Consider the following 6,319-nt stretch of genomic DNA (forward strand, 5'->3'; position numbering starts at 1 on the left):
CGCGCTGGACCACTCGGGTCAGATCCGCATCGGTGAACGATCCTCTTACGGGACGGCCATTGCGCTGACCGGGAGACTCTCCGGCTAACGTGGCTACATGCGGCAGATCGTCCATCTTCATCGGAGGGCCGCTCTCTGTGCTGTACCCGTCGGCGTGGTGCTGGGTGCGCTGCTCGGTCTGGGATTGGTCCTTACGGGTAACTCCGACTTCCGCGAACAGGGCGGGTGGGGCGCCTTCGCCTACTTGATTATGGTGGGCGCCATTATCGGTGGGGTCAGTGCCCTGGCTGCCGTCGCCGGAGGATTCGTGGCGATTCTGATCACTCTGCGGTCGGGACGAGCCACCGAGTCGTCCCCGCTGATCAGCCCTATTGGGCCGGCCGTAGGGTCGAGCGTTCCGTGGGTTGTTGCGGCCGGCGTAGCTGCCGTCGTGGGTGATCCGATGACGGCGGGGATCGCTGTCGGTCTCGGTGTCGTGGCGGCTGTAGTCGGCGGGGTGAGTGCTGCACTACTTCTTCGAGGGGTGAAGTACTCGAGCATCACTACTGCGGCTGACGATTCCGGCGCGCTCACGTCGGTTGTGCAGACGAACTCGAAGACCTGAACGTTCACGGTCATCTGCACGAGGTTTGGGACGCAGCGACGAGCTGTGCAGGCGACCGTGAGGAACGACAGGCGCTCGGTGTCGCGTCTGCGTGCACCGATGAACGATCGTCCACCGGGACGGTCGGCGGACTAGCATTTTCAGCATGGGGCGACGCCAGCACACTAAGGCTCTAGTCCGGTTGGCGTGCGCGGGTACGCTCATGGGCATCTCACTGTGGGTGACCTGGACGACGTCGTCCTACTGGCAGCCATGCACAGGCGCTAGATGGAATGAAATGAACCCGTCCTGCGCTGAGGCCATGTCGTCATACGACCTCATGCCCCTTCTGTATCTCTGGGGCGCCCTCGCTCTCGTCGTTGTAGCTCTGGTGGTCGCACGCCTCGTTCCCTGGGTTCCCGCAGGGGTAGCGACGGTTGCAGCAGTTGTTATCGCCTGCCCTGTGGCAGACCCAGGATTCTTCTGGGTCGAATGGGGCAGCGCCGACAGCACTCCCGGACACGGCCTCTGGACAGCGTGCTGGATTGCAGCAGCCGGTCTAGCCCTCGTCTACCCGTCACGCACCCGGAACCCGAGTATTCGCACAAACACGCCGGATGGAGCAGCTACTACACCGTCCGTCGCTATCTGATCGTTCGGCCCGGTGCACTCCGGGCTGAACACTGCGACGCGATTCGCTTGCGGTGACGCGCTTGCCAGTGGGTCAGGGCAGGCAGCGGAAGGGACGGCGACGGCGCGCGAGAACGAGCAGTGGCCCAAAACGTCGGACCGTCGAACGATTCCCGCACGAGACGTCTCCCGTAGCGATGCCGGTGAGAGCGGCACACCTAGACTCCTCGCATGACCGCTCCGTCATCCGTGGACGTGCCGCGGCGCCGGCGCCGTCCGGCCCGTCGACGCCTGTCCTTCTTCGGTGTCCTAGGCGAGCTGCTGATGACCGCAGGGGTGCTCGTTCTGCTGTTCCTCGCCTGGCAGCTGTGGTGGAACGACGCCGTAATCGCAGGCCGGCAGACCGATCAAGCGGCTGAGCTGCGCCAGAGCTGGGGCGATGGCGCGCCGTCCGCTGAGGTGCCGTCACAGCCGAGCGCTGAGCCGGCCGCGCCTGTTGACCCGGTGATCGCGCCGGTCGCGGCTCTGGACACGACGTTCGGGAACCTCTACATCCCCCGGTACGGCGAGGGGTGGGTGCGCACGATCGCTGAGGGCGTCGACGCGGAGAACGTGCTCGACGTGGGCAGCATCGGCCACTACCCGGGAACGCAGATGCCCGGCGAAGTGGGGAACTTCGCGATCGCCGCGCACCGCTCCGCCGCCGGCGGAGGAATGCACCTCATCGATGAGCTGCAACTGGGTGATGCGATCTACATCGAGACCGCCGACGGCTGGTACACCTACCGGTTCCGGAACCTCGAATACGTGCAGCCCTCCGAAGTGCAGGTCATCGATCCGGTCCCCTGGACGAGCGACGTCGCTCCGACCGACCGCCTCATCACGATGACGAGCTGCAATCCGCTGCTGTCGACCGCGGAGCGGATCATCGCCTACGGCGTCTTCGAGTCGTGGCAGCCCCGCTCCGCCGGAGCGCCCGCCGAGCTCGCCGCGTCCCTCGCGACCTGACGTCCGGCGTGGTCGCCGGCGCCCTGACGAGGGCGGCGAGCCGATTTCGTGCTGCGGCAGACGTTTGCGGGTCGGGTGGACATGTACAGGATGAACCCGCTTTCGAAGGAGCCCGTCATGACTGCCGCCCCTGACCGAGACCCCCTGGACGTCCTGCTGAATGAGTCCAGCCCCCGCACATCGACAGTGACGGACGACGTCGCCGCCGAGCTGGCCGAGCTGCAACAGCTCGCGGCGGCAGAGGCCCGCGTCAGCCGCCACCGCTGGGCCCGTCCTGCGGTCGCCGGAGTCGCTTCGCTGGTACTACTCGGTGGCATGGCGACAGCGGCCGCCGCGGCGACGGGCGCGTGGTCGCCGTGGGCGGAGACGCCGGACGCCTCGATCACCTATTCGCTGCCCAGCGGTGTCCAATGCGAGGAGCGCATGGGAGACGTTCAAGGGACCGATCCGGCGGCCGTCGCCGTAGTCGAGAACTTCTACCAGACGACCGACATCGACGCTCTCCTCAGCGACGGTGCGCTCGAGGAGACCGTCGCGCAACTGCGCACCGAGGACCAATCCTTCATCAACGCTGACGGATCCCGCACGTCGGCCGGCTACGGCACCGAGTTCTACAACGCCGACCGGGAGTACTCGACCGCGGTTGGACGCATCATCAGCAACGCCCTCGACGCCGAACTCGCTGCGCAGAACGTCGACGTCGACGCCGCGAACCTCAGCATCGCGGGCGAGGCCCGCTGCCCCGGAGCGACCTGGTGACCCGCCAGAAGTCCGATGAGGCGGAGCGACTCGCCGAGGCGCTGCGCGTCGCCTCGCCCGACTTGCTCAAGTACCTGCAACGCCGCCTCCCTCTCGAGGACGCCGCCGACGCACTCGGGGACGTCATGCTCACCGCATGGCGCCGTGTCGGCGCCCTTCCCCGCACCGCGGAGGAGTCGCGGATGTGGCTGTTCGGCATCGCCCGGAACGTCCTCTCGAACAGCACCCGCACTGAGAACAGGCGAGCCGACCTCTCCAGCCGGCTCCGCGGCGTCCTCACGACCGCTTCCACCGAAGGACGCCCCGCCGACGAAGGAGTCGACGTGCGCGATGCGATCGCCAGGCTCGCGCCAGAACAGGCCGAGCTCGTCCGCCTCATTCACTGGGACGGCTTCTCCATCACCGAAGCCGGACAACTCCTCGGCGTCCCCGCGTCCACGGCACGCACCCGCTACCAACGAGCACGAGAAGACCTGCGGTCGACCCTGGCGGCATCACGAGCAAGCGACGACGACGCCAAGCCCCTCCGAGCGGTCCGCTGAAAGCGTCCCGCAGATCGATCCCCATGCGGGACGGTCAGATCACCGGGGTTGATCCGCCCCTCCGAGCCGCGGAAGCACGCCCTCTACGCGCGTGTCCCGTCAAGCAGTCGCATGTGCTCCTCCTCGCTGGCCCTCCGCCAGCCGTAGGGCGCGACAACCACGTACGTCACGCCGCCCTCCTCAACTCGGAGGCGTCCGCTGGAAAGCCCACCGGTCCCCACCTCTTCATCGATCCACACGAGCAGCTGCGAAGTCCAGTCCGCTGCATCTCGCGGAGTGGCATAGATCCAGGGCTGATCACTTCCCGACGACGGCAACGCGATCCTGATCCGAGCCGTGTGACCGCCGACCTGCACAAGCCGAAAGTCGAGCAGACCAACGACCAGCCGCACGTCATCGATCCGGTAGTCGTACTCCGAAACCGGATGACGCCGCCGCACCCCGACAGCCTCGAGCGCTGCGGCAAGCTCGGCGTCCGGCAACATGCGCTGATCCTCCCAGACGCCCGGCCAGCGATCCCCTCACGGGACGGGTTCTCGAATATTTTCATCGTCGCGTCGTCAGTTCGGGGTCCTGCCGGACATGTACAGAGTGAAGGCCACTCGAGCGCACAGGAGCAGATCATGACCACCGAACCTCACGACGCAGACAGCGATCGAGCGATGAACGCGCTCCTGGACGAATCGGCGCCGCCAACCCCACTGGCGGAAGCCGTCTCCGACTCCTCTCTTCGAGAGATGGTTCGCGGAGCGGAGTGGAACGCGCGACGCGGCCGGCGACAGGCGACGCCTCGCGCGCTCGTGATCGGGACCGTCGTCGCTCTCGCTCTGGGCGGTACGGGAGCGGCAGCAGCAGCGACGCTCTCCGGGTGGCAGCCGTATGTGGCGAATCCGGATTCCGTTGTCCACTTCACGCTGCCCAGCGGAAGAGAATGCGAGTTGCGCAGCGTCGTCAGGGGAGGCGATCCGGAGGACATCAAGGAGGCGCAGGACGTATTTCGCACCACCGACGTGCTCGCCCTCGCCGACATCGACGGCGAGCTAGCCCGGATCAGTGCTCAGGACACGATCGACCGCGATAACGGCGACACCGTGGTGCCCGCGACCGAGGTGTACTCCGAAGATGAGCTGTACCGCCAAGCCGCGGTGAACGCGATCACCGACGTCGTCTGGGACGAGCTCGAGGACCGAGGGGTGGTCGATCCCGTCGCCGGCTCAGACCTCTCCACCGGAAGCCAAGACGACTGCGCGAAGTTCACCCAGGCAGACCTCACCCAGTGAGCCGCCGCGACACGCGAGCCGATCGCGTCGTGGCCATCCTCGACGCCACAGCCCGTGACCTTCTGAACTACCTCGAACGCCGAGTCGGCGCCGACGACGCTCCCGACGCACTCTCTGAGACGATGACGATCGCGTGGCGCCGGTCATCATCCATGCCACTGCCGGACGAGGACGCCCGCCTGTGGCTGTTCGGTGTCGCAAGGAACGTCATCCTCAACACCAGCAGGACGCGCCGGCGCCAAGACCTCCTGGCCGAAAAGCTCCGCGGCACCGTCGAACCCATCGAAGCGACCGGAGAACCCTCCGACGTCGCCCTCGACGTTCAAGCAGCGCTGAGCAAGCTCTCTCCGGAGCTGGCAGAACTGGTGCGGCTCGTGCACTGGGACGGCTTCTCTCTCAGCGAGGCGGCTCAGATCGTGTCCGTCCCGCCGTCAACTGCGCGCAGCCGTTATCAGAAGGCGAAGCGCGAGCTCGGTGACCTGCTGTCCTTACCGCCCTCGGAACGAGCACTCGGATCTGCAGAGAAACGCAGGGTCTGACGCGCTAGCCCATCCCCTTACGGGACGCCCTCTAACCCGTTCCCGTACGGGACGATGCGAGCGCTAGTCTCCTCGCCGTGATCATTGATCTAGAGCCCGGCGACGCGCGGTGGGCGGCCGCTCTTCTCGTCCTCCGCGAGCTGCGCCCCCATCTCACTGACGAACTGCTCGAGCTGGTACTGCGAGAAGGCGCGCCCCAAGGTCTCCGCTTCACCGCCCTACTGCAAGACGATCGCTGCGTGGCTGTCGCCGGCTGGCGAGTAGTCGTCAACACGAGCGCCATCAGGAAGCTCTACGTCGATGACCTCTCCACCGCCGCCACCGAGCGATCCCACGGTCACGGCGCGGCACTCCTAGCCGCCCTAGCGGAGCGAGGCCGGGAACTGGGGTGCAGCGCGATCGAGCTCGACTCCGGCGTGCAACGCTTCGAGGCGCATCGCTTCTACCTGCGCGAACGGATGGACATCACCGCCCATCACTTCGCTCGACGGCTCGACCAGTAAGTGCAACGGGCTGCCTCCCCGCACCGTTCAGCAGGGGACCGCCACCGGACGCCGGATGTCAGTGGGTAGTTTCACCGTCCGGACGACGATCCCCTTACAGGACACTCTCGGTCGCGAGTCGGTTGCTCCTCGTGGTGAGAGCCGCGTCACGCCTACTGTTCTCTCGTGGGAGAACTCAAGGTAACGAGCTCGGCGGCGATCGAGGCCGCTTCACGTCGCGCCGAGGGGTGGATACGCCGTGGTTGAACGCCTGGACAGCTGGGACCCGAGCAGACTCTCGCCGGACCGGCAGACACCACCCCGCCAACGACGGTTGGTGAGACTGTCGATCGCGCTGGGAGCTCTAGCCGTCGTGGCGGCCGCGGTTCTGTGGGTGGGTGATCTGCTGTTCGGAGTGCATGGCCCTTCCCACTACGTCAGCATCACCAACGACACCGGAGCCTCACTCACCTGGTCCTGCTCCTGGTCCGATCTT

8 protein-coding genes are annotated in these 6,319 nt (G+C 66.6%); 7 read left to right on the forward strand and 1 reads right to left on the reverse strand.

All coding sequences use genetic code 11. The features are described from left to right. Positions 1-97 precede the first annotated feature (97 nt). The 4 genes from C5B93_RS14580 to C5B93_RS14595 all read left to right on the forward strand — a co-directional run bounded on the left by C5B93_RS14580 (position 98) and on the right by C5B93_RS14595 (position 3,522). Positions 98-604 (forward strand): hypothetical protein, encoded by a 507-nt coding sequence (locus tag C5B93_RS14580; RefSeq protein ID WP_146076974.1) that lies wholly within the window; start codon positions 98-100, stop codon positions 602-604. A gap of 840 nt (positions 605-1,444) precedes the next feature. After that, the gene (locus C5B93_RS14585) at positions 1,445-2,221 is read left to right on the forward strand and encodes a class E sortase (protein WP_104260278.1); all 777 of its coding nucleotides are present in this window, start codon (positions 1,445-1,447) and stop codon (positions 2,219-2,221) included. A 117-nt stretch (positions 2,222-2,338) separates the two neighbouring features. Continuing rightward, positions 2,339-2,980: a hypothetical protein gene (locus tag C5B93_RS14590; protein WP_146076973.1), complete on the forward strand. Its 642-nt coding sequence runs from the start codon at positions 2,339-2,341 to the stop codon at positions 2,978-2,980. Then, positions 2,977-3,522, forward strand: a complete 546-nt coding sequence (locus C5B93_RS14595) for an RNA polymerase sigma factor (protein WP_104263609.1) — start codon at positions 2,977-2,979, stop codon at positions 3,520-3,522. The genes C5B93_RS14590 and C5B93_RS14595 overlap by 4 nt, the downstream gene beginning before the upstream one ends. Positions 3,523-3,605: 83 nt before the next feature. Here the strand turns inward: C5B93_RS14595 and C5B93_RS14600 are convergent, their stop codons facing one another. Then, positions 3,606-4,007 (reverse strand): hypothetical protein, encoded by a 402-nt coding sequence (locus C5B93_RS14600; RefSeq protein WP_104263608.1) that lies wholly within the window; start codon positions 4,005-4,007, stop codon positions 3,606-3,608. 138 nt (positions 4,008-4,145) lie between these two features. Here C5B93_RS14600 and C5B93_RS17020 point away from each other — a divergent pair, with 138 nt between their 5' ends. The 3 genes from C5B93_RS17020 (at position 4,146) to C5B93_RS14615 (ending at position 5,844) form a co-directional block, all read left to right on the forward strand. After that, a complete protein-coding gene (locus C5B93_RS17020) occupies positions 4,146-4,802 on the forward strand; it encodes a hypothetical protein (protein WP_146078504.1) in 657 nt (218 codons plus the stop codon). 29 nt (positions 4,803-4,831) lie between these two features. Further along, entirely contained in the window at positions 4,832-5,341 is a 510-nt protein-coding gene (locus C5B93_RS14610) for an RNA polymerase sigma factor (RefSeq protein WP_258068236.1), read from the forward strand. 77 nt (positions 5,342-5,418) lie between these two features. Further along, positions 5,419-5,844, forward strand: a complete 426-nt coding sequence (locus tag C5B93_RS14615) for a GNAT family N-acetyltransferase (protein ID WP_104263605.1) — start codon at positions 5,419-5,421, stop codon at positions 5,842-5,844. The last annotated feature ends 475 nt before the right edge of the window (positions 5,845-6,319 follow it).

Origin of the sequence: Rathayibacter sp. AY1A2 (genome assembly GCF_002930935.1) — a bacterium.
Taxonomy (GTDB): Bacteria; Actinomycetota; Actinomycetes; order Actinomycetales; family Microbacteriaceae; genus Rathayibacter.

Coding starts and splice junctions, on each gene's coding strand:
- C5B93_RS14580 (WP_146076974.1), top strand. CDS start 98: ATGCGGCAGATCGTCCATCTTCATCGGAGGGCCGCTCTCTGTGCTGTA.
- C5B93_RS14585 (WP_104260278.1), top strand. CDS start 1,445: ATGACCGCTCCGTCATCCGTGGACGTGCCGCGGCGCCGGCGCCGTCCG.
- C5B93_RS14590 (WP_146076973.1), top strand. CDS start 2,339: ATGACTGCCGCCCCTGACCGAGACCCCCTGGACGTCCTGCTGAATGAG.
- C5B93_RS14600 (WP_104263608.1), bottom strand. CDS start 4,007: ATGTTGCCGGACGCCGAGCTTGCCGCAGCGCTCGAGGCTGTCGGGGTG.
- C5B93_RS17020 (WP_146078504.1), top strand. CDS start 4,146: ATGACCACCGAACCTCACGACGCAGACAGCGATCGAGCGATGAACGCG.